Origin of the sequence: Saccharopolyspora taberi, from assembly GCF_039534165.1 — a bacterium.
Taxonomy (GTDB): Bacteria; Actinomycetota; Actinomycetes; order Mycobacteriales; family Pseudonocardiaceae; genus Saccharopolyspora_D; species Saccharopolyspora_D taberi.
This window is the reverse complement of the sequence record NZ_BAAAUX010000011.1, coordinates 726,611-750,403: the sequence shown is the minus strand read 5'-3', so window position 1 is coordinate 750,403 and position 23,793 is coordinate 726,611. Positions and strand designations below refer to the sequence as shown.

Annotated in this window: 23 protein-coding genes; 20 read left to right on the top strand and 3 right to left on the bottom strand. The window is 70.2% G+C overall.

Annotated features, from left to right (window positions below):
* Window positions 1-695 precede the first annotated feature (695 nt).
* Window positions 696-1,679 (bottom strand): hypothetical protein, encoded by a 984-nt coding sequence (locus tag ABD691_RS12540; protein ID WP_344679762.1) that lies wholly within the window; start codon window positions 1,677-1,679, stop codon window positions 696-698.
* Between the two features lie 93 nt (window positions 1,680-1,772).
* Between ABD691_RS12540 and ABD691_RS12535 the strand changes: the two genes are divergently transcribed.
* The 17 genes from ABD691_RS12535 (at window position 1,773) to ABD691_RS12455 (ending at window position 18,854) form a co-directional block, all read left to right on the top strand.
* A complete protein-coding gene (locus ABD691_RS12535) occupies window positions 1,773-2,513 on the top strand; it encodes a hypothetical protein (protein WP_344679761.1) in 741 nt (246 codons plus the stop codon).
* Window positions 2,510-3,514: an HAD-IIA family hydrolase gene (locus ABD691_RS12530; protein ID WP_344679760.1), complete on the top strand. Its 1,005-nt coding sequence runs from the start codon at window positions 2,510-2,512 to the stop codon at window positions 3,512-3,514. Before ABD691_RS12535 ends, ABD691_RS12530 begins: the two co-directional genes overlap by 4 nt.
* A gap of 136 nt (window positions 3,515-3,650) precedes the next feature.
* Window positions 3,651-3,854: a hypothetical protein gene (locus ABD691_RS12525; RefSeq protein WP_425565051.1), complete on the top strand. Its 204-nt coding sequence runs from the start codon at window positions 3,651-3,653 to the stop codon at window positions 3,852-3,854.
* 3 nt (window positions 3,855-3,857) lie between these two features.
* Window positions 3,858-4,724: a TlyA family RNA methyltransferase gene (locus tag ABD691_RS12520; RefSeq protein WP_344679759.1), complete on the top strand. Its 867-nt coding sequence runs from the start codon at window positions 3,858-3,860 to the stop codon at window positions 4,722-4,724.
* A gap of 11 nt (window positions 4,725-4,735) precedes the next feature.
* On the top strand, window positions 4,736-5,629 hold the full coding sequence (locus ABD691_RS12515; protein WP_344679758.1) for an NAD kinase: 894 nt from the start codon (window positions 4,736-4,738) through the stop codon (window positions 5,627-5,629).
* Between the two features lie 147 nt (window positions 5,630-5,776).
* Window positions 5,777-7,597 (top strand): DNA repair protein RecN, encoded by a 1,821-nt coding sequence (gene recN, locus ABD691_RS12510; RefSeq protein ID WP_344679757.1) that lies wholly within the window; start codon window positions 5,777-5,779, stop codon window positions 7,595-7,597.
* A 102-nt stretch (window positions 7,598-7,699) separates the two neighbouring features.
* On the top strand, window positions 7,700-8,884 hold the full coding sequence (gene steA / locus ABD691_RS12505; RefSeq protein WP_344679756.1) for a putative cytokinetic ring protein SteA: 1,185 nt from the start codon (window positions 7,700-7,702) through the stop codon (window positions 8,882-8,884).
* Entirely contained in the window at window positions 8,881-9,819 is a 939-nt protein-coding gene (locus tag ABD691_RS12500; protein WP_344679755.1) for a copper transporter, read from the top strand. The genes steA and ABD691_RS12500 overlap by 4 nt, the downstream gene beginning before the upstream one ends.
* 243 nt (window positions 9,820-10,062) lie before the next feature.
* A complete protein-coding gene (locus ABD691_RS12495; RefSeq protein ID WP_344679754.1) occupies window positions 10,063-10,947 on the top strand; it encodes a helix-turn-helix domain-containing protein in 885 nt (294 codons plus the stop codon).
* A 263-nt stretch (window positions 10,948-11,210) separates the two neighbouring features.
* Window positions 11,211-12,917: a CTP synthase gene (gene pyrG / locus ABD691_RS12490; RefSeq protein WP_425565049.1), complete on the top strand. Its 1,707-nt coding sequence runs from the start codon at window positions 11,211-11,213 to the stop codon at window positions 12,915-12,917.
* A 159-nt stretch (window positions 12,918-13,076) separates the two neighbouring features.
* Window positions 13,077-13,745: an NUDIX domain-containing protein gene (locus tag ABD691_RS12485; protein WP_344679752.1), complete on the top strand. Its 669-nt coding sequence runs from the start codon at window positions 13,077-13,079 to the stop codon at window positions 13,743-13,745.
* Window positions 13,746-13,780: 35 nt separating this feature from the next.
* Window positions 13,781-14,689 (top strand): site-specific tyrosine recombinase XerD, encoded by a 909-nt coding sequence (gene xerD, locus ABD691_RS12480; protein ID WP_425565056.1) that lies wholly within the window; start codon window positions 13,781-13,783, stop codon window positions 14,687-14,689.
* A 157-nt stretch (window positions 14,690-14,846) separates the two neighbouring features.
* On the top strand, window positions 14,847-15,794 hold the full coding sequence (locus ABD691_RS12475; RefSeq protein ID WP_344679750.1) for a ParA family protein: 948 nt from the start codon (window positions 14,847-14,849) through the stop codon (window positions 15,792-15,794).
* Window positions 15,795-15,810: 16 nt separating this feature from the next.
* Window positions 15,811-16,128: a hypothetical protein gene (locus tag ABD691_RS12470; protein ID WP_344679749.1), complete on the top strand. Its 318-nt coding sequence runs from the start codon at window positions 15,811-15,813 to the stop codon at window positions 16,126-16,128.
* Window positions 16,125-16,976, top strand: a complete 852-nt coding sequence (locus ABD691_RS12465; protein ID WP_344679748.1) for a segregation and condensation protein A — start codon at window positions 16,125-16,127, stop codon at window positions 16,974-16,976. The genes ABD691_RS12470 and ABD691_RS12465 overlap by 4 nt, the downstream gene beginning before the upstream one ends.
* Window positions 16,977-17,290: 314 nt before the next feature.
* On the top strand, window positions 17,291-18,100 hold the full coding sequence (gene scpB / locus ABD691_RS12460) for an SMC-Scp complex subunit ScpB (RefSeq protein ID WP_425565055.1): 810 nt from the start codon (window positions 17,291-17,293) through the stop codon (window positions 18,098-18,100).
* Window positions 18,093-18,854 (top strand): pseudouridine synthase, encoded by a 762-nt coding sequence (locus ABD691_RS12455; protein ID WP_344679747.1) that lies wholly within the window; start codon window positions 18,093-18,095, stop codon window positions 18,852-18,854. Before scpB ends, ABD691_RS12455 begins: the two co-directional genes overlap by 8 nt.
* 141 nt (window positions 18,855-18,995) lie before the next feature.
* Here the strand turns inward: ABD691_RS12455 and ABD691_RS12450 are convergent, their stop codons facing one another.
* On the bottom strand, window positions 18,996-20,189 hold the full coding sequence (locus tag ABD691_RS12450) for a cation:proton antiporter (RefSeq protein ID WP_344679746.1): 1,194 nt from the start codon (window positions 20,187-20,189) through the stop codon (window positions 18,996-18,998).
* Window positions 20,190-20,310: 121 nt separating this feature from the next.
* Complete coding sequence (locus ABD691_RS12445) at window positions 20,311-20,793, bottom strand: cation:proton antiporter regulatory subunit (protein WP_344679745.1); 483 nt, start codon at window positions 20,791-20,793, stop codon at window positions 20,311-20,313.
* Window positions 20,794-20,915: 122 nt separating this feature from the next.
* On the opposite strand from ABD691_RS12445, the gene cmk reads away from it, so the two are divergent.
* The 3 genes from cmk to der are packed head-to-tail and all read left to right on the top strand — an operon-like array spanning window position 20,916 to window position 23,790.
* Entirely contained in the window at window positions 20,916-21,641 is a 726-nt protein-coding gene (cmk, locus tag ABD691_RS12440) for a (d)CMP kinase (protein WP_344679744.1), read from the top strand.
* Complete coding sequence (locus tag ABD691_RS12435) at window positions 21,638-22,330, top strand: lysophospholipid acyltransferase family protein (protein ID WP_344679743.1); 693 nt, start codon at window positions 21,638-21,640, stop codon at window positions 22,328-22,330. Before cmk ends, ABD691_RS12435 begins: the two co-directional genes overlap by 4 nt.
* Before the next feature lie 17 nt (window positions 22,331-22,347).
* Window positions 22,348-23,790, top strand: a complete 1,443-nt coding sequence (der, locus tag ABD691_RS12430) for a ribosome biogenesis GTPase Der (protein ID WP_344679742.1) — start codon at window positions 22,348-22,350, stop codon at window positions 23,788-23,790.
* Window positions 23,791-23,793 lie beyond the last annotated feature (3 nt).

Sequence of the window (23,793 nt, the reverse complement as noted above, 5' to 3'; positions counted from 1 at the left end):
AAGTCCTCCAGCGCCGATGGTACTGCACTCGTTAGGGTGTGGGAGAGTAGGACACCGCCGACAATCAAACAAGAAGTGGGGCCGGTTGAGGCTCGTTCCGAATGCGGAACAGCCCAACCGGCCCCACCATTTCGTACGTTCAAGAGTTCTACGTGGGCTCCGCGGCCCGGCCCCTGCCGGACCGGGAGCCCCCGAAGCGTGCCCGGGGATGGGTTTACGCTGGTAGCAAGTCAGCTTCAGAGTGTTCAGGAGGTCCGGTGTCCGGTTCCGACGATAGGTACGGCGGTCCCCGCCGTGGGGCCGGCTCCGGCCAGGGCGGCCGTGGTGGCCGCAGCAACTACAGCGGTCGCGGCTCCGACAGCAGCAGGAACTCCGGCGGTCCCCGACGAGACCGCCAGGGCGACCAGCGCTGGTCCGGAAACCGCGACAACCGCGGCGGCCGTTTCGAAGGCCGCGGCGGCCAGGACGGCGGACCCAGCGGCTCCCGGGACGACCGGGGAAACTTCGGTCGGCGTGACCAGCGTGGTCAAAGCAGGTTCCGCGACGACCGCCCCTACAACAGGTCAGGCGATCGAGACCGCCGCGACGACCGAGACCGCCCGAACCGCGAGGGTGGCTGGAACCGAGGCGGCCGGAACTACGACGACAGGCAACGCCCGAGCGACGACCGCGGCCCCCGCGGCGGTCGCTTCGACTCACGCCAGGACGACCGACGCGGTTCCGGTGACCGTCCCCGGCGCGACGACTGGCGCGATCGGCCCGCGAAGCGCTTCGACCGCGACCAGCAGCGCGATGGCGGAGACCGCGCCAGGCAGCACAGGGGAGAAGACCGTCGCGACAGGAGCGATGACCGCCGCGATCAGCGCTTCGGCGACCGCGGAGACAAGCGTCGTTTCGACGATCGTGGTCGGGACAATCGCGGAGCCCGGGACGACCGTGGTGGCCGCCAGGATCGCGGCCGCCGTGACTTCGGAGACAGGCGCGATGACCGCCGCTCCGGCTTCAACCGGGACGACCGGTTCCGGAACGACCGCCGTGACGACGGGCGGCAGGGAAATCGCCGCCGTGACGATTTCCGTTCCGGTGGCCAGCGTCGTGACGACTTCCGCGGCCGTGACCGTGACGATTTCCGTTCCGACGACCGCCGGAAGGACTTCCGAGCAGACCGTCGCCGTGACGACTTCCACGGTGAAGGCCGCCGTGACGATTCGAACCGCGGAGACCGCCGGTTCGGTGACTCGCGTCAAGGCGGCAAGCCACGTGGTGAGTTCCGCCGGGGTGACGACGCGCGCCACGGTGACCGCCGTCGTGACGACTCCAGGCGAGACGACCGTCGCAGGGACGACCGGCCGCGGCAGAACGACCGATTCGACCGCGGCGGCCGCCCCTCCGGAGACCGTCGCCGGGACGACCGACGCGACCAGCGTGATGACCGCCCGGCCCGCCACCGCGATGACCGGGAGCGCGTCGACGAGAAGCCGGTCGACCAGGAAGCCGAAGCTCAGGCCAAGGAAAACCAGGAACCGGAGCTGCCGGAAGGCTCGGAACCCTCGGAACTGCACGGTGAGATCCGCCGCGAACTCCGTTCGCTGCCCAAGGGACTCGCCGACAAGGTCGCTTCGCATCTGGTCGCGGCCGGCAAGCTGATGGACACCGACCCGGAGAAGGCGCTGGCGCACGCCCGCTACGCACGTCAGCGTGCGTCGCGGATCGCCTCGGCTCGCGAGGCGAACGGGCTCACCGCGTACCAGATGGGCGAGTGGAGCGAGGCGTTGTCCGAGCTGCGCGCCGCTCGCCGAATGTCGGGCGGCCCGGGCCACGTGGCGATCCTGGCCGACTGCGAGCGTGCGCTCGGTCGTCCTGAGCGCGCGCTTGAGCTGAGCCGGAGCCCCGAGGCAGTTGAGCTCGAAGGCGAGGAAGCGGTCGAGCTTCGCATCGTCGCGGCTGGCGCGCGTCGAGACCTCGGCGAGGTCGAAGCGTCCGTGGTGAGCCTCCAGATCCCGGAGCTGGACCCCCAGCGGCAGGACCCCTGGAGCGCGCGGCTGTTCTACGCCTACGCCGACAACCTCCTCGCCGCGGACCGGGTGCAGGAAGCATTCACATGGTTCGTGCACGCCGCCCATGCGGATGACGAGGGGGAGACCGACGCCCCGGAGCGGCTCGACGAGCTCATGGTCCAGCTCGGCGGCCCGGAGATGATCGAGGAACTCGTTACCGAAGCCGAAGCGGTTGTGGACGCTGGCGTCCCGGACGGCGGCGACCTCGATGAGCTGCCCGAGGGCGATGAGCTCGCGGCTCTCCCCGGAACCGAGGTCGAAACCTCGGGCGGCGTCGAAACCTCGGGGAGCGAGGAATCGGCAGACGAGGTTTCCGAACCTGCGGCGGATGAGACCAACGAGGACTCGGAAAGCTCCGAGGCAGTCGTGGTGTCGACGGCCGATGTTCCGGAGAACTCGGCGCCCGGGAACGAGAAGACCAGCACCACCGATCCGGGAGATGCGGAAGCACAGTGACCGGGACGCTGCTTCAGGGGCATGACGTCGTCCTGCTCGATCTCGACGGCACCGTCTACCGAGGGGGCGCTCTCGTCCCCTCGGCCCGGGAGTCGATCGAGGCCGTGCGGGCGCAGGGGATCAAGGTCCGGTTCGTCACGAACAACGCGTCCAAACTCCCCGGAGCCGTCGCTGATCACCTGACCGGTCTCGGCCTGCCGGCCGAACCGGTCGAGGTCAGCACCAGCGCGCAGGCCGGGGCAGCGGTCCTGGCCGAGCGCCTGCCCGCCGGGGCCAGGGTGCTCGTGGTCGGCTCGTCCGCCTTGAAGTCCGAAGTGGACGCTGTTGGCCTCGTTCCGGTCGACGAGCTCACGGAAGAACCGGCCGCCGTGGTGCAGGGGCACTCCCCGGACACCGCGTGGAAGAACCTCGCCGAGGCATGCCTGGCGATTCGGGGCGGTGCGCTGTGGGTCGCCTGCAACGAAGACGTGACGCTGCCGACCGAACGCGGTGAGCTGCCGGGCAACGGCGCCATGGTCGCCGCCCTCAAGGCCGCGACCGGCCGGCTCCCGCTGGTCGCGGGGAAGCCCGAGCGACCGCTGCTCGACGAAGCGACGGCGTCCGCTGGCGCGAGCAAGCCGCTCATGGTGGGCGACCGCCTCGACACCGACATCGAGGGCGCGGTTCGCGCCGGTATGGGCTCGCTGATGGTGCTGACCGGCGTGCACACCCCGGGCGACCTCCTCGCCGCGGCACCGGAGCAGCGTCCCCAGCACGTTTCGGCCGACCTCGGAGCCTTGCACCGGCCGTCGGCGGAGTCGTTCATCACCGAACAGCCGGGTTGGAAGGTTAGAGTCGACGACTCCGGGGTGGAGCTCGGTGCGAACTCCGGTGACGACGACGTGCTGTCGGCGCTGCGCGCGGTCTGCTCGGCGTGGTGGCGGCACGGCTCCGGCCCCGTCGCAGTACGTGCGGCCGACGCCCGTGCCGATGCCGCTCTGCAGGAGCTCGGGCTGGGCTGACGGGCCACGACACCCCGGGGCGGAACATTCCGCTAGCGTGGAAGCAGCGGCGCATCGGTGCGCGCGACATGATCGATGGGAGCGGGAGAACATGGCTTCTCCAGGACGGTTCGGGGGTGGCCCGGCACCGAGTCCGATGGCGCTCGCGGCGATGGCCCCCAACGATGATGGACAGGCCGTGGTGGATGCCATCGGAACCGCGTTGTCCGGGCTCGACGATCTGCCCGAACTCCCGGTGCCCGAACACGTCGAGCGGTTCGAAGCGGTGCACACGGCATTGACGAACGCCCTGAGCAAGGCCGACAACCTGCTCTCGGGTACGAGTGGCAACGGGAGCTGAGCAGTGCCACGCAGGGCACGACTGGACGCCGAACTGGTTCGACGTGGTCTCGCGAGGTCCCGGGAGCACGCGTCCGAACTGGTCGCGGCAGGCCGGGTCAGCGTGCGGGGGATGACCGCGCGCAAGCCGGCGACCGCGGTGGACCTCGACGCGCCCGTGGTGGTCGCCGAGGACATCGATGATCCCGGCTGGGCGTCGCGTGGAGCGCACAAGCTGCTCGGAGCGCTGGAGGCTTTCGAACCCGAAGGTCTCCAGGTCGCGGGCCGTCGGTGCCTCGATGCCGGTGCCTCCACCGGTGGCTTCACCGACGTCCTGCTGCGCCGCGGGGCCAGCGAGGTCGTGGCCGTCGATGTCGGATACGGACAGCTCGTGTGGAAGCTGCAGACGGACGAGCGGGTCAAGATCCACGACCGCACGAACGTGCGCTCGCTGACCCCCGAGGACATCGCGGGCCCGGTCGACCTGATCGTCGCGGACCTGTCGTTCATCTCGCTGAAGCTCGTGCTCCCGGCACTGGTCGCCTGCGCGGCCGCGGGCGCCGACATCGTGCCCATGGTCAAACCGCAGTTCGAGGTCGGCAAGGAGCGGCTCGGCTCCGGGGGTGTCGTGCGCGACCCGTCGCTGCGCGCCGAAGTCGTCACCGAAGTCGTGCGGTTCGCCGAGGACAATGGACTTGCCCTGCGAGCGGTGGTCGCGAGCCCGTTGCCAGGCCCGTCGGGCAACGTCGAGTATTTCCTGTGGTTGCGAGCTGGTGCGCCGACGGCCTCGGTCGACTCCGCCGAGCTCGTGGCGGAAGCGGTGCGGAAAGGGCCGCAGAACGCGGCCAAAAGCGTCCAGAACGACGCCCCGAAGGCCGGCAAACAGCGGTGAGGGAGTGACCCTTGACCCGAGAGGTGCTGCTGGTGGTCCACACCGGCAAGCAGTACAACCTGCGGACCGCGGAGAAGGTCGCGGCCCAGCTGATCGACGCCGGTGTGCGGGTGCGCGTGCTGGCGGAGGAAGCGGACGGATTCGACCGCGACTGCTTCACCCAGGCCGTGGAAACCGGTCCGGTGTCGGCGAAGGGCACCGAACTCGTCCTGGTGCTCGGGGGAGACGGCACCCTGCTCCGCGCCGCGGAACTGGCACGGCTCGCCGGTGTACCCGTCTTCGGCGTGAACCTGGGCAGGGTCGGCTTCCTCGCGGGAGCTGACTCCGACGCCCTCGACGAGGCCGTGGCGGCGGTCGTCGAGGGCCGCTACCACGTCGAAGAGCGGATGACGATCGAGGTCACCGCGTGGCTCGACGGTGAAATGCTGGCCACCACCTGGGCGCTGAACGAGGCGAGCGTCGAGAAGAGCAGCCGCGAACGCATCCTGGACGTGGTGGTCGAGGTCGACGGGCACCCGGTCTCCGCGTTCGGCTGCGACGGCGTGCTGTGCTCGACCCCCACCGGCTCCACGGCGTACGCCTTCTCGGCGGGCGGACCGGTGGTCTGGCCGGAGGTCCAGGCGCTTCTGGTCGTGCCGAGCAACGCCCACGCGCTGTTCTCCCGGCCGCTCGTGGTCTCGCGGGACTCCCTCGTGGCGCTTGAGATCGCGCAGAACGGCCATGACGCCGTGCTGTGCTGCGACGGCCAGCGGATCTTCGAGCTCCCAGCCGGAGCTCGCGTCGAAGTGGTGGCTGGCGATGCACCGGTCCGTCTGGTCCGGTTGCATGACACGGCGTTCACCGACCGCCTGGTGCGCAAGTTCGAACTTCCCGTGCAGGGCTGGCGCGGACCGCTGACCGACTGATCCGCGCGGCACGGTGTGCTGACGACGGGAAACAGCGATGTGGCAAGGGCATTGGGCGGCCATCGCCCGAGCGCATCCCTCGGAACGAGCGCACCGATCACCCTGGCGGGGCACCGCGCCACGAGGCGGCCAGCTAGGGTGCTTGATGTGTTGGCGGAGATGCGCATCCAGGGACTGGGCGTCATCGACGACGCTACGCTCGAACTGCACCCCGGTCTGACGGTGGTCACCGGTGAGACCGGTGCTGGTAAGACGATGGTGGTCACCGGTCTGCACCTGCTCGGCGGCGGCCGTGCGGACGCTTCCCGGGTCCGATCCGGATCCCCGCGGGCCGTGGTCGAGGGCAGGTTCGAAACGACGGCCTCCTCTCCCGCGGTCAAGGTGGCATCCGACGCCGGTGCGGAACCGGACGAGGACGGGAGCCTGATCGCGGTCCGCAGCGTCAACGCCGACGGCCGGTCGCGGGCGCACCTCGGCGGTCGTTCGGTGCCGAACGCGGTGCTCGCGGAGCTGGCCGAACAGGTCCTGGCGGTGCACGGACAGAACGACCAGCTGAGGCTGCTCCGCCCCGGTGAGCAGCGGGCGGTGCTGGACCGGTTCGCCGGCGAACCGGTGCTGAACGCGCTCGCCGACTACCAGCGAGTCCGCGCTGAATGGGCGGACGCGGTGCGCGAGCTCACCGAGCGGACCGAGCGCTCGCGGGAGCTGGCACGAGAAGCCGACCTCCTCCGCCACGGCCTGTCCGAGATCGAAGCGGTCGCTCCGGAACCCGGCGAGGACGTGGCCCTGGTCGACGAGGCTCGTCGGCTGGCCGACGTCGACCAGCTCCGCGAGATCGCCGCCGGAGCCCAGCTCGCGCTCAGCGGCGCCGCTGACGGCGACCCCGACGCCCCCGGCGCGATGGGGTTGATCGGCGACGCACGACGTCGGCTCGGATCGGCCGAGGATCCGGCTCTGCGCGACCTGGAACCCAGGGTGGCCGAGGCCGCCGCGATCCTGGCCGACATCGGCGGGGAACTCGGCGGCTACCTGGATCGGCTGGACGCCGATCCGGCCCGGCTGGAGCAGGTGCTCGCGCGTCAGGCCGAGCTCAAGCAGCTGACCAAGAAGTACGCCGCGGACGTCGACGGTGTGCTGGCCTGGGCCGAGGACGCTCGCCAGCGGATGTCCGGAATGGACACCTCCGACGAAGCCATAGCCGCGCTCGCCGCGCGCCGCGACGAACTGGCCGGCGAGCTCGCGGAGCACGCGCAGAAGGTCTCCGCAGCAAGACAGGAAGCCGCTGGTCGGCTCGCGGTCGCGGTGACCAAGGAACTGGTGGGCCTGGCGATGGCGCAGGCACGCCTCGAGGTCGTGGTGCACCAGAAGGAGGCCGACGACTCGGATCCGGCCGCGATCCTCATCGACGGCCGGAAGGTGCACGCGGGTCCGGACGGCGTGGACGAGGTCGAGCTGCATCTGGTCGCGCACTCCGGCGCACCCGCGCTCCCGATCCACAAGGGAGCATCCGGTGGTGAGCTCTCGCGGGTGATGCTCGGTCTCGAAGTTGTGCTTGCCGACGCCGACACGGTCCCGACGCTGGTGTTCGACGAGGTCGACGCCGGTGTCGGTGGGCGAGCTGCGGTCGAGATCGGGCGCAGGCTGGCCCGGCTCGCCCGCACGCACCAGGTGATCGTCGTGACCCACCTCCCGCAGGTCGCCGCCTACGCCGACCGGCACCTCGTGGTCGACAAGGGAGCGAACGACGGTGGGCTGACCCGCAGCGACGTGCGCACCGTCGCCGATGAGCGGCGGGTCGCCGAGCTGGCGCGCATGCTCGCCGGCCTCGATTCCACGGAGACGGGGCGTGCCCACGCGGAGGAGCTGCTTGCGACGGCCAACTCGCACAAGACGCGTGACGGGTGGGCTGAGAACGGTGGGAAGTCCAAGCGCCGGGGGAAGAAGTCCGAGGCACGTACCCGGAGTTGACCTCAAGATCACCTGTTCGGCCCAGTCAAAACGCTGGCAAACGGAGTAATGGCACCGGCGTGGCGAAGCCGCGAAGCGTGATCGGTTTGTCACTATCGGCTCATGAAGCTGAGCAGGTTGCTGCCCCGGGAGAAGAAGAGCTTGCCCGGCGTTGTCGGGGTCGCCAGGGTCGAGCGCCGCTCGGGCGACCTGCTGCGCCGGGTCGGTGCGGGGGACATCGCGATCATCGAGCAGGCCGACCTCGATCGCCGGACGGCTGAAGCTCTGGTCGAGGCGGAGGTGGTGGGCGTCGTCAACGCCGCTCCGTCCATATCCGGCAGGTTCCCGAATCTCGGCCCGGAGGTGTTGCTCGCGGCCGGTATCACCCTGATCGACGAGGTGGATCGGGAAGCCCTGCGACAGGTGAGGGACGGAACCCGGATCCGACTGCACGACGGAGCCATCTTCGTCGGCGACAGGCAGGTCGGGCGCGGCACGGAGCAGGACGCGAACTCGGTGGCCGATCACATGATCGAGGCCAAAGCCGGGATGGCCGCGCAGTTGGAGGCGTTCTCGGCCAACACCATCGAGTTCCTGCGCAAGGAGCGGATGCTGCTCCTCGACGGAATCGGCGTTCCCGACCTCGAAATTCAGATGGAGCACCGTCACGTGCTGGTGCTCGCACCCGGGTACGGGCACGCCGACGACCTCAAGCGGCTCAGGCGCTACATCAGGGAGTACCGCCCGGTCCTCATCGGTGTGGAGGGCGGCGCGGACACGTTGTTGAAGGCCGGCTACCGCCCGGATGTGATCGTCGGTGATCCCGGCTGCATCGGCACCGAAACCCTGAAGTGCGGTGCGGAAGTGGTGATTCCTGCTCATGTCGATGGTCACGCTCCCGGACTCGAAAGGATCCAGGACCTGGGGATCGGAGCCGTGACCTTCCCGGCCGCGGGCAATCCGGAGGACCTGGCGCTGCTGCTGGCTGAAGCCCATCGGGCGGACCTGGTGGCCACCGTCGGGTTCCAGGCGACGTTGAACGAATTCCTCGACCGCGGGCGCTCGGGTTCGAACCCCTCCACCTTCCTCACCAGGCTCCGCTTGGGCGGGCGAGTGGTGGACGGCACCGCGTTGGCGACGTTGCAGCGGAGCCAGACACCGACCGGCGCGCTGATGCTGCTCGTGTTCGCAGTGCTCGCCGTCGCCTTCGTCGCGTTGACGGTCTCCGGGCTCGGCGTGTCGTATCTCGGCGTGCTGACCGACGTCGGGAACTCCGTCTTCGCATACCTCAAGGGGTTGTTCGCATGATCTCGCCGCGGCACCACGTGATCTCGATCGCCGCTGTTTTCCTCGCGCTCGCGTTGGGCGTCATCCTCGGCTCGACCTCGGTGAGCGAGCGGCTGCTTTCCGGTGTCCAGGGAGACCGGGACGCGTTGCGGGGGCAGGTGGATCAGCTGCGCGTGGAGCAGGCTGACCTGCGCGGAAAGCTGGAGAACGCCGACCGGTTCGGCAATGCGATTGCGCCGGCTGCCGTGCGCGGGCAGCTCACCGGAAAACCGGTCGTGCTGCTCGCCGGCCCCACCACCGCCCCCGAACAGCGGGACGCGGTCAAGCAGCTGCTGTCGTCCTCGGGCGCGAACATCACCGGTGAACTCCAGCTCACCGAGGGTTTCACCGGCCCGGATCGCGCCGATCAGCTGCGGCGGGTGGTGACCGAGCTGATGCCCGCGGGTGCGCAGCTGCCGGTCTCGGCGGATCCGGGAACGCTCGCGGGCGGTCTCGTCGGTCCGCTGGTCCTGCAGGATCCCAGGACGGGACAGCCGCAGGCGTCCGACGAGGAGAGGGCAGCAGCGCTGACCGGGCTCACCACCGGCGGGTTCGTGAACGTCGTGCAGGAGGTGCGTCCGGCCCAGGCCGTCGTGATCCTGACCGGCGAGCGCGCCGCCGGGGAACGCGCGCAGGATCACGCCGCCATGCTCGCGCGCTTCGCCGCTCAGGTGGACCGCTCCGGTGCGGGAGCCGTTCTCGCCGGGACGGCCGACTCCGCGCAGGACACCGGTCCTGTCGGGTTCGTCCGCTCCGACGGTGCCATAGCGTCGGCGCTCTCCACTGTGGACAACATCGACACGGCTGCGGGCCGGGTCGCGCTCGTCATGGCTGTGCGTGAACAGCTCGGGCAGCAGGCGGGGCACTACGGCGCGGTCGCCAGCGCGCAGAGTCCGCTGCCGAGCTCGCGCGGCTGATGTGAGGCAGGTGCCCCTGCCCGCTCGCCGTGCGGGGCAGCGGACGGGCAGGGGCGTGCCGGGCGACGGGGGCGCTCCGGTGCCGCCCGGCCATGGGATCCGGCACCGATGGGGGAGGGGCCCGGCGCCGGATCTGGTCATCTGTTCCATGAGTTCGAGCATGGCGAAGAATAATTCTATTCGCCATAATTCGATAGAGTGACATTCCTGGACTTGATCCAGTGGTCCGGAGAAGCTGGGACCATGACATCGACAGCGGAAGAACCAACGACGACCAGCTCTCCCCCCGAAGTCCCGGGCGCGGCACGCCCGGCGAGTCCGATGCTGCGGCGCAGGGTTCTCGCCGCCGAGCTGAAGGCGATGCGGCGTGCCGCCGGCCTGACGCACGTCGAGGTCGCCCGCAGGCTCGGCTGGCAGCAGGGCAAGGTCAGCAAGATCGAAAGCGCCAAGCAGGGCGTGGGGATCGACGCGGTGATCGCGCTCGCGGAGACGTGCAACGCGGAGCCGGAGCACCGTGAGCGCCTGGTCGGGCTCGCGCGGGACGCACGTGCGCGAGGCTGGTGGGAGTCATATGCCGACGTGCTGCCTCCGGCGAGGAGGACCTACGTGGGTTTGGAAGCGGATGCGGACGTCATTCGCGGATTCGCGGCCGAAGTGGTGCCGGATCTGTTCCAGACCCGCGATTACGCGTCCTCCGCAGCAGGCTGGGCCGAACAGGAGCCGGGGTCGGGATTCGAGCGCAGGCTCGAACTCCTCCTCCGAAGGCAGGAACAGTTGTTGGAGCGGCACCCGGCGGAATTCGACATCGTCCTTTCCGAATCCGCACTGCGCCGCGCCGCGGGTGCGCCGGAGCAGCTGAGACATCTGGTCGATCTTGCGCAGCGGCCAGATGTCACGATCCGAGTGCTCCCGTTCTCGGTGGGAGCTGTGCCCGTCGAGAGCTCGTTCTCCCTCTTGGAATTTCGGCGCAATCCTCATCCGGATCTGGTGTTCGTCTCCGGGCGGACCGATTGCGCGTACTTCGAGGACGAAGCTGACGTCGCTTCCTACCGGGAGACCTTGGTGCGGTTGGAAGAGATGGCCATGTCGCCGTACGACTCGGTCGAATTCATCGAGGAGGTGTTGTGAAGGCAGCGGGCCGTCGGCGCTGCGCGCTAGGTGTCCAACGTCACCGCGGGACCGTCCGGACCTGACGTGCGCCGACCGTGGAGGTCAAAGGACCCGGATGGCGGTTGACCAGCTGGCCGGAGTCGTGGGTGTGCCCAGCAGGGCGTGGTGCGGCTCGTAGGCGCCGTGCGTTAGGCTGGAATTCCGTGGGAGCGACGGATCCAGCCGTCCTGCCAGCGCAGAACATCAGCCCGGCGACGGCTTGACCACGGGGAGCTTTCTTGGTGCCGCAAGCACGCACGATCAAGCACGTGTTCGTCACAGGGGGCGTGGCCTCCTCCTTGGGTAAGGGGCTCACGGCGTCGAGCCTGGGCGAGCTGCTGACTTCCCGCGGCTTGCGGGTGACCATGCAGAAGCTCGACCCGTACCTCAACGTCGACCCCGGAACGATGAACCCGTTCCAGCACGGCGAGGTCTTCGTCACCGAAGACGGCGCCGAGACCGATCTCGACATCGGTCACTACGAGCGGTTCCTCGACCGCGACCTGACCCGCAACGCCAACGTCACCACCGGCCAGGTCTACTCGGCGGTCATCGCCAAGGAGCGGCGCGGGGAGTACCTGGGCGACACGGTGCAGGTGATCCCGCACATCACCGACCAGATCAAGGCGCGCATCCGTGCGATGGCCGAGCCCGACGAGGACGGCCGGACCCCGGACGTCGTGATCACCGAGGTGGGGGGCACCGTCGGTGACATCGAGTCCCTGCCGTTCCTGGAGGCGTGCCGCCAGGTGCGCCACGACGTCGGGCGGGACAACTGCTTCTTCCTGCACGTGTCGCTGGTCCCGTTCCTGGCGCCTTCCGGTGAGCTGAAGACCAAGCCGACGCAGCACTCGGTGGCCGCGCTGCGCAACATCGGTATCCAGCCCGATGCGCTGGTGTGCCGGGCGGACCGGGAACTGCCGGAGGACCTCAAGCGCAAGATCGCGCTGATGTGCGACGTGGACTCCGACGGAGTCGTCGCCTGCCCGGACGCGCCTTCGATCTACGACATCCCCCGCGTGCTGCACAGCGAAGGGCTCGACGCCTACCTCGTGCGGCGGCTGGGGCTCCCGTTCCGGGACGTCGACTGGTCGGTGTGGGGAGACCTGCTCGACCGGGTGCACAAGCCGTCCGAACGAGTCCGGATCGCGCTGGTCGGCAAGTACGTGGACCTGCCGGACGCCTACCTGTCGGTGACCGAGGCGATCCGCGCGGGCGGGTTCGCCAACCGCGCCAAGGTCGAGATCGCGTGGGTTCCCTCGGACACCTGCGAGACCGACTCGGGCGCCGCGCACGCGCTGTCCGGCATGGACGCCGTCCTGATCCCGGGCGGGTTCGGGGTTCGGGGCATCGAGGGCAAGCTGGGCGCCATCCGGTACACCCGGACCCACGGAATCCCGACCCTGGGCCTGTGCCTCGGCCTGCAGTGCATGGTGATCGAGTCGGCGCGTTCGCTGGCCGGGCTGGAGCGGGCGAACTCGACCGAGTTCGAGGAGCCCTGCCAGCACCCGGTGATCAGCACCATGGCCGACCAGCACGACGTGATCTCCGGTGACCGGGACATGGGCGGCACGATGCGCCTGGGCTCGTACCCGGCGAAGCTGCAGTCCGGTTCCGTGGTCGCCGAGGCGTACGGGGAGACCGAGGTGGCCGAGCGGCACCGGCACCGGTACGAGGTGAACAACGCCTACCGGGACCGGCTGAGCAAGGCCGGACTGGTCTTCTCCGGCACCTCGCCGGACGACCGGCTGGTCGAGTTCGTCGAGCTGCCGCGCGAGGAGCACCCGTTCTTCGTCGGGACGCAGGCGCACCCCGAGCTGAAGAGCCGGCCGACCCGGCCGCACCCGTTGTTCGCGGCGTTCGTCCGAGCGGCGCTGGACTACCGCGCTGCCGAGCGGCTTCCGGTTGAGATCTCCGAAAGCGTTCCGGAGGCTCCCGCGAGCGTCTGAGCGTGTGGTGGGCGGCTTCGGGCTCGATCGGGCTCGAAGCCGCTTCCGTTCCAGGCGCACGCGGTCTTCGCCGAGGTCACGACTCCGGTGTTCGAACATCACAAAGACCCTTCGCCGCATCGGGCGCTCATGAGTGGGCCAGCCTTTAGTCTGGTCGGCGTGAGCACGAGCGACGATGTGGACGCAGGCGAGATCAAGCGCACCAACGGCGAGCACGAGTTCGCCACTCTGGACCGCTCCGATGTGTACGTCGGGAAGATCCTCGCGTTGCGGGCCGACGAGGTGTCCATGCCCGGAGGTGGGCAGGCCCGGCGCGAGGTCGTCGAGCACCTCGGTGCCGTCGCTGTGGTCGCCCTCGATGATGACGACCAGGTCGTGCTGATCCACCAGTACCGCTATCCGCTGGGCAGGCGGCTGTGGGAGCTTCCGGCCGGGCTTCTAGACGTCGCCGGCGAAGAGCCGCTGCGGACCGCGCAGCGAGAGCTCGAAGAAGAAGCCGGGCTTGTCGCGGCCGAATGGTCGGTGCTGGTCGACATCGCCTCGTCGCCGGGTTTCACCGACCAGTGCGAGCGGGTGTTCCTGGCCCGGTCGCTGTCCGAAGTGGAGCGTCCGGCGGCGGTCGGCGACGAGGAGGCGGACCTGGTGATCGACCGCGTTCCGCTGACCAAGGCGATACGCATGGTGTTCGCCGGTGAGATCATCAACGCCCCCGCGGTCGCCGGGTTGCTGGCCGCGCAGGAAGCCGTGTCCCGTCCTGCGGTGACACGGCCGGCGGACGCCGAATGGCCGGACCGGCCGACGCGATTCGCTTCGCGTGGCGTGCGGTGAGGACGTACGAGGAGCTTCCCGAAGCGCTGCGCGGCCTGATTTCGAGCTACCTGAACCATCTGGCGGTGGAACGCGGCACCGCTCGCAGCACCTTGGATTCCTACGCGCGCGACCTGCGTCGATACGCCGATTACCTGGCCGAGTCCGGGATCGCCGCCCTGCCCGAGGTCAAGGCGCACCACCTGTCCGGATTCCTCGCCGAGCTTCGCGAAGGCGGCCGTGGACAGCCACCGCTGGCGGCGTCTTCGGCCGCTCGTGCGCTGGTCGCGGCTCGTGGACTGCATCGTTTCGCCCAGGCCGAAGGGGTTCTCGACGTCGACGTGGCGCGGGAGATCACACCGCCGAGCCCGCCGAAGCGGCTGCCCAAGGCGTTGCCGGTCGCCGATGTGCTGCGCCTGCTGGACAACGCCGGCGGGGAGGACGTTCGCGGGCTGCGGGATCGGGCGCTGCTCGAGCTGCTCTACTCGTCCGGGGCTCGGATTTCGGAGGCCGTCGGGCTCGACATCGACGACATCGACGACTCCGAGCGGACGGTGCTGCTCGACGGCAAGGGCGGGCGGCAGCGGCTGGTGCCGGTCGGGCGTCCTGCGCTGAGCGCGCTGGGGGCGTACTTGGTGCGGGCGAGACCTGTCCTCGCTGCTCGTGGCCATGGGAGTCCGGCGGTGTTCCTCAACTCGCGGGGCACCAGGCTGTCCCGGCAGAGCGCCTGGAACGCGCTGAAGTCCGCAGCGGAGCGGGCCGGGATCACCAGCGGTGTCTCGCCTCACGTGCTTCGGCACTCGTTCGCCACGCACCTGCTGGAAGGCGGCGCGGATGTCCGCGTCGTGCAGGAACTCCTGGGGCACGCGTCGGTGACGACGACGCAGGTCTACACCTTGATCACGGTGAACACGTTGCGCGAGGTCTACGCCACCGCGCATCCGCGCGCACAGGCCGGTGAATGAGATTTCGGCGACATGCGGGCGTGCCGATGGCAGGGTAAAGGTGTTCTTGGCAGGGCTGGACGCATTTCCGACATGTCGGCGAGGCACGTTGCCGCTGGTCGTGAATGCCACTTAGGCTGCAATTGATCGCCACCGGTAGAGAAGGAGTCAGATCGCCATGTCGACACCGCAACCCTCCGCCGACGGGCGGTCCAGGGGCGCTGTCGACCTGAGCATCGCCCCGCAGAAACCCGATGCGTCCGACGAGGAGATCGACTTCTCGCCGGATTCCTCCCGGGGTGTCGGTCCGACCGGCCGCCCACTCAGGCACATCCCCGAACCGCCGATGCTCGACCGGCACGGCCCGGCCTCGGTGCTGGCGATGTGCAACCAGAAGGGCGGTGTCGGCAAGACCACGTCGACGATCAACCTCGGTGCTGCCCTGGCGGAGTTCGGCCGCCGGGTGCTGCTGGTGGACTTCGACCCGCAGGGCGCGCTTTCGGTCGGCCTCGGCGTACATCCGCACCAGCTCGACCAGACCATCTACAACGTGATCATGGAGCGGTCGGTCGACATCCACGACGTGGTCATGCGCACCACCGTCGAGGGCATGGACCTGCTGCCCAGCAACATCGACCTGTCCGCCGCCGAGGTGCAGCTGGTCGCCGAGGTCGGCCGGGAGCAGACACTGGGGCGGGTGCTGCACCCGGCGCTGGCCGACTACGACTACGTGCTGGTCGACTGCCAGCCGTCCCTGGGCCTGCTGACGGTGAACGCGCTGGCCGCCGCGGACGGCGTGATCATCCCGCTGGAGTGCGAGTTCTTCAGCCTGCGCGGGGTCGCGCTGCTCATCGACACCATCGAGAAGGTGCGGGAGCGGCTGAACCCCAAGTTGGAGATCAGCGGCATACTTGCGACGATGTTCGATCCACGCACCCTGCACTCCCGAGAGGTCATGGCCAGGGTGGTAGAAGCATTCGGGGACATCGTGTTCGACAGCGTCATCAACCGCACCGTGCGCTTCCCGGAGACCACCGTCGCCGGGGAGCCGATCACGCGCTGGGCACCGCGCTCGGCGGGCGCCCGCGCCTACCGCGCGCTGGCCCGCGAGGTGATCGCCCGATGACAGCGGGAGCCGCTGCGTGACCCGCCGGGTCGCCCTGCCAGGAGCCGCCGAGTTGTTCCGCACGACGGTTCGGCCCGAGCAGGCCCCGGTCGCCGAGTCCAGCCGGAGCGGATCCGGACGCGGCAGGCACGACTCGAAGATCACCGTCTACATCTCGGATGACGAGCTGGTCGCGCTGGAGCAGGCGCGGCTCGCGCTGCGGGCGGAGCACGGGATCTCGGTGGACCGGGGGCGCGTGGTGCGCGAGGCGGTCGCGGTGCTGCTCGCCGATCTCGACGAGCGGGGTGCGGATTCGGTCCTGGTGCGCAGGCTGCGGCGGGAGCCCGGCGAGTGACCGAATCCGCTGTCCCGGGTGATGCCCCCGAGTCGGCTGAGGTGCACAACAACCGGTTCACCGTTCGGCTGGAGAACTTCGAGGGACCGTTCGACCTGCTTCTCCAGCTGATCTCGCAGCACCAGCTCGACGTCACCGAGGTCGCGCTGCACCGGGTGACCGACGAGTTCATCGCCTACACCAAGGCGCTCGGCGAGCACTGGGACCTCGACGAGACCACCGAGTTCCTGGTCGTCGCGGCGACGCTGCTGGACCTCAAGGCGGCTCGGCTGCTGCCCGCGGCCGAGGTGGAGGACGAGGAGGACCTGGCGCTGCTGGAGGCGCGGGACCTGCTGTTCGCGCGACTGCTCCAGTACCGCGCCTACAAACAGGTGGCGGCGTTGTTCGGTGAGCTGGAGGCGGGGGCGCTGCGGCGGTATCCCCGCGCGGTCGCTCTGGAGCCGCGGTTCGAGGGGCTGCTGCCCGAGGTGATGATCGGCGTTCCGCCGGACAAGTTCGCCGAGATCGCCGCCGCGGTGTTCCGGCCGAAGCCGCCGCCGACCGTGTCGCTGGACCACCTCCACCAGCACCAGGTGTCGGTTCGCGAGCACGCTGCGCTGCTGCGCGTGCGGCTGGCGGAGAAGGGCTCGGCTACGTTCTCGGAGCTGGTGTCCGACTGCGGGCACACGGTCGAGATCGTCGCGCGGTTCCTGGCGCTGCTGGAGCTGTTCCGGGAGAAGGTCATCCTGTTCGAGCAGGAGGATCCGCTGGGGGAGCTGTCCGTGAGCTGGGTCGGTGGCAGTGTGGCGCAGGCGCAGGCAGACGCCGAGGCGGCGCGGGCCAGGAAGGACGAAGAGGAGTACGGGTGAGCGAGCCGAGCGAGGCCGAGCGGGCGGACACCGAGCGCGCGGCTCCGGGGCCGCCGGAGGCCGGGGCCGGAGCGGCGGAGGTGCCGGGCGGCGAGGCCACTGCGGTGGGGTCGCCGGGTGGCGAGGTTGCTGCGGCTGAGCGGTCTGGTGCGGCGCAGGTATCGGGCGGTGAGGTCACCGCGGTGGGGTCGCCGGGTGCCGAGGTCGCTGCGGCTGAGCGGTCTGGTGCGGTAGAGGTGCCGGACGGTGAGGCCACTGCGACGGAGTCGCCGGGCGCTGAGGTCGCTGCGGCTCAGCGGCCGGGTGCGGCAGGGGTGCCGGCCGCCGACGTCACCGCGGTGGAGCTGCCGGGTGCCGAGGTTGCTGCGGCGGGGGACGCTGCGGCTGAGCGGTCGGGTCCGGCGGAGGTGCCGGACGTCGAGGCTGCGGAGGCGGAATTGCAGAAGGCTCCGGCGGAGCCCGAGGCGCAGGCGGATCAGCTGCCAGATGACGCGGCTTCGGTGGGTGAGTTGCCGGAGCCCGAGGCCGGCGAGCTGTCGGACGAGGACGCTGCGGCGGGTGAGACCAGTGCGGCGCCGGATCTGGATTCCGACGAAGAGCTCGACGCCGCCCTGGAGGCGCTGCTGCTCGTCGTCGACGTTCCCGCCGGTGAGGAGCTGCTGGCGAGCACGCTCGGCCAGCCGGTCGCGCGGATCCGGACCGCGCTCCAGCGGCTTTCCGACGGCTACGCCGCGGCCCGGCGCGGGATCGACCTCCGCCGGGTCGGTGACGGCTGGCGGTTCTACACCCGCGAGACCTACGCGCCCTATGTCGAGCGCTACCTGCTCGACGGCCAGCGGGCGAAGCTGACGCGGGCCGCGCTGGAAACCCTGGCGGTGATCGCGTACCGGCAGCCGGTGACGCGTTCGCGGGTGGCCGCGGTACGCGGTGTCAACGTCGACGGCGTCATCCGTACCCTGGTAGGACGCGGCCTTATCGAAGAGGCCGGAACCGACCCGGAGACCGGCGGCATCCTGTACTGCACGACCGAGCTGTTCCTGGAACGGCTCGGGCTGTCCTCGCTCAAGGACCTGCCGCCGCTCGCCCCCCTGTTGCCCGAAGTGGATGCGATCGACGATGTCTGAAAACCGTTCCCGGACCAACGAGCCCGACGTGGAAGGCGTCCGGTTGCAGAAGGTGCTGTCCCAGGCCGGGGTGGCTTCGCGGCGGGCCGCAGAGCAGATGATCGTGGAGGGCCGCGTCGAGGTCGACGGGTCGGTCGTGATGGAGCTGGGGCGGCGGGTGGATCCGGAGACCGCGGTGATCCACGTCGACGGCACCAGGGTCGCGGTCAACTCCGATCGCACGCACCTGCTGCTGAACAAGCCCACCGGCATCCTGTGCACCATGTCGGACGACCAGGGGCGGCCCTGCATCGGCGACTACCTGCGGGAGCGGCAGGGGCGGCTCTACCACGTCGGCCGGCTCGACGTCGACACCGAGGGCCTGCTGCTGATCACCAACGACGGCGAGCTCGCGCACCGGCTCATGCACCCGTCGTACCGCGTTCTCAAGACCTACCTGGCCGAGGTGCCGGGGCCGATTCCGAAGGGGCTCGGCCGCGAGCTGCGCAAGGGCGTCGAGCTCGACGACGGTCCGGTGAAGGTCGACTCGTTCAAGCTCGTCGACGTCAACGACGGGCGCGCGCTGGTCGAGGTGGTGCTGCACGAGGGGCGCAAGCACGTCGTGCGGCGGCTGCTCAAGCAGGTCGGGCACCCGGTGCAGCGGCTGGTTCGCACCGCCATCGGTGACGTGCGGCTGACGTCCGAGCGTCCGGGGGCGATCCGGCCGCTCGACCGCAAGGAGATCGGCTCGCTCTACCGGGCCGTGGGGCTCTGAGGTTCCGCTCTGATCCGGCCGCGTCTTCGCGCGGCCGGACAGCTCTGTAGTCGTAATTGCTTCAGCGTCAACTGAAATTAACTGGCAGGTCCCGCAGGGCAGAATGTCGCGGTGCGGATCAGGCCTTTGTTCGGCCTCGAATCAAGCCCGGGCCTTGCCGAGGTCGGCGGTCGCACGCTGCCGCACGAACCGCCGGGCGACTGGCTCCACGAACCGCGCCGCCACCGGCCCGAGGATTGCCATGAGCAGCACGTAGGTCGTCGCCAGGGCCGCCAGGTCGCCGGTCACGGCGCCGGAGGCCACCGCGAGCCCGGCGATGACGATCGAGAACTCGCCGCGGGCGACCAGGGCCGCGCCCGCACGGGCCCGGCCGAGCTTTCCGACGCCCTGCATCTTCGCCGCGATCCACCCGGTGGCGATCTTGGTGGCGCTGGTGGCAAGCGCCAGCAGCAGTGCGAAGCCCAGCACCGGCGGGACCGCCAGCGGGTCGGTGTTCAGGCCGAAGACCACGAAGAACATCGCGGCGAACAGGTCGCGCAGCGGTTCCAGGATCCGGGTCGCGTTGGTGGCGGTGGAGCCGGAGATCGCGATGCCGAGCAGGAAGGCTCCGACGGCGGCCGAGACCTGCATCTCCGAGGCGATCCCGGCGACCAGCAGCGCAGCCCCGAGTAATCGGAGCAGGAAGACCTCCGGGTTCGGGCTGTCCACCAGCGCCGAGACGTACCTGCCGAACCGCAGGGCGATGACCAGCACGATCGTGATGACCACCAGCGAGATCCCGACCGCGGTGAGCCCGCCCATGAACGTCACGCCTGCCAGGACCGCGGTCAGGATCGGCAGGTAGACCGCCATCGCCAGGTCCTCGAACACCAGGATCGACAGGATCACCGGCGTCTCCCGGTTGCCGAGCCTGCCCAGGTCGCCGAGGACCTTGGCGACGATGCCCGAGGACGAGATGTAGGTGACGCCCGCCATCGTCAGCGCGCCGATCGGCCCCCAGCCCAGCAGCAGCGCGACCACGACCCCGGGCGCGGCGTTGAGGACTATGTCGACCAGACCCGCCAGCCACGACCTGCGCAAGCCAGTGACCAGCTCGCTCGCTGAATACTCCAGCCCTAATAACAGCAGCAGGAGGACCACGCCGATCTCGGAGGCGAGGTGGGCGAAGGGTTCGATGCCGTGCAGCGGGATGAGCCCGCCGGTGCCGAAGGCCAGGCCGCCGATGAGGTACAGCGGGATCGGCGAGATCCCGATCTTCCAGGCGAGGCGGCCGAGTATCCCCAGTCCGAAGAACACCGCTCCCAGCTCGATGAGTGACAAAGCAGTGTCGTGCACGGTTGTTCCTCTCGCCTGGTCAGTTCTGTTGAGTTGTCCCAGCGCAGCGACCGGATCCGGGCACGGTTGGACCAGCCCGGTCGCCCGGGCTCGGACCTGTCCGATCACCTTGGGTGCGAGATCAGCCCTTTTCGAGGATCTCGTTCGCCGCGCGCAACCCGTCGGCAGTGCCTACGGCGACGACCAGGTCGCCGCCGGAGAACCGGAAGTCGGGGCGGGGCGAAGGGTGCACGGTGCCGCCGCGCACGACGGCGACGATCGAGGTTCCGGTGCGGGTGCGCATCTCGGTGTCACCGAGCGTGCGCCCGTCGTACGGCGACTTTGCCGCCACCGGCATCTGCCAGGTGTTGACGCCGGTTACCTCGCGCTGCTGCTCGGTCAGCTGCGCCACCAGCTGCGGCGCGCCGAGCAGGTTCGCGAGTGCGCTGGTCTCCTCGACGGTGAGGTCGACCGAGGTGGCGACCTTGTCGGGGTCCTGCTGGTCGCAGACGATCAGCTCGAACCGGCCGTCGCGGTAGGAGATGACACCGATGCGATGTCCGGAACGGGTGGTGAAGTCCTGCTGAGTCCCCAGTCCCGGCAGCGGGGTCACTGTCACGTCCACGCTCGCGACCCTAATACAGCGATCGCCGCCCGTGTGCCACCGCCGGTGTTGGATGCGCCTCGGGACGGCGGCGGTGGACCAGGCAGAATGGATGGTCGGTCGGACGAAGGAGGACGGAACACGTGGCACACGCCCAGCTGCGCGGTGTGGTGGCGCTCGACGGCCCGTCGGGCACCGGGAAGTCGACGGTGTCCCGCGGTCTCGCGTCGGAGCTCGGTGCGGCGTACCTGGACACCGGTGCGATGTACCGGGCGGTCACGCTCGCCGTGCTGCGCGCGGGGGTGGATCCCGACGACGCCGTCGAGGTGGGGCGGGTGACCGCCGGGGTGAAGCTGGAGATGGGGACCGACCCGCTCCGGCCGTCGGTCCGCCTCGACGGCGACGACGTCGAGGCCGAGATCCGCGGACCCGAGGTGACCGGGGCGGTGTCGGCGGTGTCCGCGGTCGGTGCCGTGCGCGAGCAGCTCGTCGAGCAGCAGCGGGGCCTGATCCGCGAGGCGCTGGCCGCTCCGGGCGGGATGGTCGTCGAAGGCCGTGACATCGGAACGGTCGTGGTGCCGGACGCGGCGCTGAAGGTGTTCCTGACCGCGTCGTCGCACGCCCGCGCACAGCGGCGTACGGCGCAGGACACCGCGGAGGGCCGGGAAGGCGACCTGGAGCGCACCCACGCGGACGTGCAGCGCCGGGACGCGCTGGATTCCGGGCGCGAGGTGTCGCCGCTGAAGCAGGCGGACGACGCGGTCGAGGTCGACACCACCGAGCTGGACGTGCGGGGCGTGCTGGGGCGGCTGATCGAGCTGGTCGCGGAACGCGGCCTGTCCTCCGGTGTGGAACGGACCGCGCCATGAGTGCCGAACCCACGGCCAAGTCGCCGAATCCCGGCCCGGACACAGCGGGAACGCTGCCGGAGGGCTCCTCGCGCCTGCTGCACCGCATCGGCCAGTGGATCTCGATCTTGTTCGTGCGGCTGCCGTTCCGGGTGCGGATCCACCACGCGGAGCGGATCCCGCGGTCGGGGCCGGTCGTGCTGGTCGCCAACCACAGTTCGCTGCTCGACGGTCCGCTGCTGTTCGGAATGATCCCGCGCACCGCGGTGTTCCTGATCAAGCACGAGATGTTCCGCGGCGCGCTGGGCTGGTTCCTCCGCCGGATCGGGCAGCTGTCGGTCCGCCGCGGCGAGCCCGACCGCACACCGCTGCTGGCGGCCGTGCGGGTGCTGCGCGCCGGCGGGCTCGTCGGCGTGTTCCCGGAGGGCACGCGCGGTGGGGAAGTGACGCAGGCGCAGCACGGTGCGGCCTGGCTGGCCCGGTCGGCGGGCGCCGTGGTGCTGCCGGTGGCGTGCCGGGGCACGCGACGTCCGGAGGGGCGGGGACGTAGGCTTTTCCCCAGGGTCGATGTGCTGTTCGGCGAGCCCGTGGTGCTGCCGGACGCGAAGGGGCGCGCGGGGCTGACCGCGGCGACCGAGCGGGTGCGCACGGAACTGGTGGAGCTGATCGCCGAGCTGGATCGGCTGGTCGCTGCACCTGACAAGACTTAGACGAGAGGAACGAGAGCGTGACCGACGAGTCGCTGGCGGGCGGTTCCGGTCTGGACGGCACGTGGACCGACGAGGCCGAATGGGCCCAGTTCGACGAGGCCGGCCTGCCCGAGGACGAATCCGCGCCGACGCCCCAACCGGTCCTGGCCGTGGTCGGCCGCCCCAACGTGGGCAAGTCGACGCTGGTCAACCGGCTGCTCGGCCGCCGGGAGGCGGTCGTGCAGGACGTGCCCGGCGTGACCCGGGACCGGGTCGCCTACGACGCGCTGTGGAACGGCAGGCGGTTCACCGTCGTCGACACCGGCGGCTGGGAGCCCGACGCGAAGGGCCTGCAGGCCGCGGTGGCGGCGCAGGCCGAGATGGCGATGTCGACCGCCGACGCGGTGTTGCTGGTGGTCGACGCGCAGGTCGGCGCGACCGCGACCGAGGAAGCCGTGGCCAAGGTGCTGCGGCGCTCGAAGCGGCCGGTGCTGGTGGCCGCGAACAAGGTCGACGACGAGCGGACAATGGCCGAGGCGCACACGCTGTGGTCGCTGGGCCTTGGCGAGCCGATGCCGGTCAGCGGTCTGCACGGCCGCGGTTCGGGCGACCTGCTGGACAGGATCCTCGACACCTTCCCGGACACCCCGCGCGAGGAGTTCGGCGCGACCGGCGGGCCGCGCCGGGTGGCGCTGGTCGGCAAGCCCAACGTCGGCAAGTCCAGCCTGCTCAACCGGCTGACCGGTGAGCTGCGCGCGGTCGTCGACGACGTGGCCGGCACGACCGTGGACCCGGTCGACTCGCTGGTCGAGCTCGACGGCGAGGTGTGGCGGTTCGTCGACACCGCGGGCCTGCGCAAGCGGGTCAAGACCGCCAGCGGCACCGAGTACTACGCCTCGCTGCGCACCAAGGCCGCGATCGAGGCGGCCGAGGTGGCGATCGTGCTGGTCGACGCCTCGGAGCCGCTGAGCGAGCAGGACCTGCGGGTGTTCACGATGGTCGTCGAGGCGGGCCGGGCGCTGGTCATCGCCTACAACAAGTGGGACCTGGTCGACGAGGACCGCAGGCACCAGCTGGAGAAGGAGATCGACCGCGAGCTGGTGCGGGTGCGCTGGGCGGAGCGGGTCAACGTCTCGGCGCAGACCGGCCGGGCGGTGGCGAAGCTGGCGCCGACGCTGCGCACGGCGCTGGCGTCCTGGGACACCCGGATTCCGACCGGTCAGCTCAACTCCTGGCTGTCGGACCTGGTCGCGGCCAATCCGCCGCCGGTGCGCGGCGGCAAGCAGCCGAAGATCCTGTTCGCCACCCAGGCCCACCCGCGTCCGCCGACACTGGTGCTGTTCACCACCGGTTTCCTGGAGGCCGGGTACCGGCGGTTCCTGGAGCGCAAGTTCCGGGAGACCTTCGGGTTCACCGGCAGCCCGGTGCGGATCTCGGTCCGGGTGCGGGAGCGCAAGGGCGCGAAGAGCGGTCGTCGCTGATCT

Excerpts from the sequence above, each read along its gene's own strand:
- ABD691_RS12495 (WP_344679754.1), top strand. The coding sequence starts at position 10,063 with ATGACATCGACAGCGGAAGAACCAACGACGACCAGCTCTCCCCCCGAA.
- steA (WP_344679756.1), top strand. The coding sequence starts at position 7,700 with ATGAAGCTGAGCAGGTTGCTGCCCCGGGAGAAGAAGAGCTTGCCCGGC.
- ABD691_RS12455 (WP_344679747.1), top strand. The coding sequence starts at position 18,093 with ATGTCTGAAAACCGTTCCCGGACCAACGAGCCCGACGTGGAAGGCGTC.
- ABD691_RS12500 (WP_344679755.1), top strand. The coding sequence starts at position 8,881 with ATGATCTCGCCGCGGCACCACGTGATCTCGATCGCCGCTGTTTTCCTC.
- ABD691_RS12475 (WP_344679750.1), top strand. The coding sequence starts at position 14,847 with ATGTCGACACCGCAACCCTCCGCCGACGGGCGGTCCAGGGGCGCTGTC.
- ABD691_RS12435 (WP_344679743.1), top strand. The coding sequence starts at position 21,638 with ATGAGTGCCGAACCCACGGCCAAGTCGCCGAATCCCGGCCCGGACACA.
- ABD691_RS12525 (WP_425565051.1), top strand. The coding sequence starts at position 3,651 with ATGGCGCTCGCGGCGATGGCCCCCAACGATGATGGACAGGCCGTGGTG.